The sequence below is a fragment of the Bacillus thermozeamaize genome (genome assembly GCA_002159075.1).
Classification (GTDB): domain Bacteria; phylum Bacillota; class Bacilli; order ZCTH02-B2; family ZCTH02-B2; genus Bacillus_BB; species Bacillus_BB thermozeamaize.
In genome coordinates this window covers 1-1,988 of sequence record LZRT01000020.1, presented here as the reverse complement: position 1 = coordinate 1,988, position 1,988 = coordinate 1, and the positions used below count along the sequence as shown (strand labels likewise).

Here is a 1,988-nt window from a genome sequence, read left to right as displayed (position 1 = left end):
GCGGATCATATTGCAACTTGCGAAAATGAAAGAGCCGCTGGCAGCCGAGCACCCAGCCGACAATGAGATACAGCAGGATGCGGTAGAGGGGAAACAACGAGTTGTTTGCCTTCGCAAACGATAGCCCCTGCAGCGCCTTGGCGAGCTTGATTTTCTCGAGGTATTCCAGAAAGATTTTGGCGCCTCCGAAACTGGTCGCATGTCGCAGGGAAAATTCTGTCTTGATTTTGCTGACGGGTGTGGTAGACTTCACCTTAAAGGTGCTCCTTTCTTTGGCTGGAGTTTTTTTCGTCAAACACCATTCTACCAAAGAACAGGAGCCCTTTTTATGTTTTTAAAAGAGTTTTACTTTCGAAATTCAGGATAAATTCTTTTGATGAGTTAATTAAAGGCCAAGAGATCGAGTTGATTGAAGTAAAAGTAAAGCTAAATCGGTTAGTAATCGGGCAGATAATAGCAGGTATAGACATGTTCGAAAGAGAGTACAATCATAGCAATATTAGACCAATAATAGTTTGTTCTGAGGGAGATCCAGCTTTAGAGTGGGTATGCAAAAAGAGGGGAATTGAGGTTGTAATTTACTATCCCGAAAATAATAGTCGCTAAAAAGCACAAAAAGGCCAACCCACCGTTACATCGCTTCAAATTGGAAGATGATAGGGGATTATGCGGTTTGCTCCCGTTCTTTTACCATAACGTCATATCCTAACATTTCCAACTTCCGTATCGCTTGTCGGGCCATCTGTTCACGCCGGCGTTCTTCGTAATAATGAGGCCCCAGTTCGTTGTAAACCTGTTTTTCCTTTAGCAGATGGTAGACGATGGTCAGGATCCGATGGGCCATCGCCACAGCCGCCCGATTGGCCCCTCGTCTGGCGGCAATGCGATGATATAGACTGGACAGATACGTGTGTTTCGTTCGGACTGCTGCCCGTGCCGCCTCGATGAGAGCGCTCCGAAGCTTCGGATTCCCTTTGGTCGTTCGCCCGGACTTTCGTTTCCCAGCACTTTCGTTGTTCCCTGGAGCCACCCCCGCCCACGAACACAAATGAGCGGCAGACGGAAAGCGGCTCATGTCGGTCCCCGTTTCAGCGACAATTTGTTCCGCCGTCCGCCGGGCCACCCCGGGAATGGTGTCCAGCCGCTCCAGGTCTTCCTCAAAAGGGAGCATCCGCCTCTTGATCTCCTCGTCCAACTGTTGAATCAGCGCGTCCAGTTCATCGACGTGCCGCAGTTGGGTTTGGAGCATCAACCGTTGGTGCGGGCCGATCAGTCCTTTGAGCGCGCGCTGGAGATCCGCTTTCTTGTTCTTCAGACGCCGAAGTGCCAACTCCGACAAGGATTCCGGATCAACGTTACCGGCTATCAGCGCTTCGATCATCGCACGCGCCGATTTGCCCAGAATATCGCTGGCTACCGACGACAGTTTGATGTTGGCGCCTTCCAGCACTTTCTGAATCCGGTTGACTTCTCGTGCCCGCTCCTCGATCAGACTACGGCGGTATCGGATCAACTCGCGTAGATCCCGTTGATCACGCGGCGGAATGAAGCTGCCTCGGAGCAATCCATGCCGGAGCAACGAAGCGATCCACTCGGCATCCTTCACATCGGTTTTTCGTCCGGGAACATGCTTGATATGCTGCGCATTGACGACCAAGGTTTGAATCTCTTCCGTCTCCAACAGGTTATAGACGGGTTTCCAGTAGGAACCGGTGCTTTCCATGGCAGCGTGGGTGCAACCTTTGCTCTTGATCCAGTCCACCATCTGCAACAGATCGTCGGTCATGGTCGAGAATGTGCGGATTTCTTTCTCGTCCGGCGTGATAATGCAGGCCACGACCGTCTTTTTGTGGACATCCAGTCCACAGACATGGCTGTAGACGACATCCATGATGGACAATCTCCTTGCGGCTTTGTCGATTGAGGGCTGGTGCAACGACCACACATGGGCCATTCTATCCCGCGTGCTTCCCGAAGGAGCGACAATC

Annotated in this window: 1 protein-coding gene and 1 pseudogene; both read right to left on the bottom strand. The window is 51.4% G+C overall.

Annotated features, from left to right (window positions below):
• Positions 1–253: pseudogene (locus tag BAA01_00215) on the bottom strand (transposase).
• Positions 254–664: 411 nt separating this feature from the next.
• Positions 665–1,891, bottom strand: a complete 1,227-nt coding sequence (locus tag BAA01_00210; GenBank protein OUM90253.1) for a transposase — start codon at positions 1,889–1,891, stop codon at positions 665–667.
• Between the last annotated feature and the right edge of the window lie 97 nt (positions 1,892–1,988).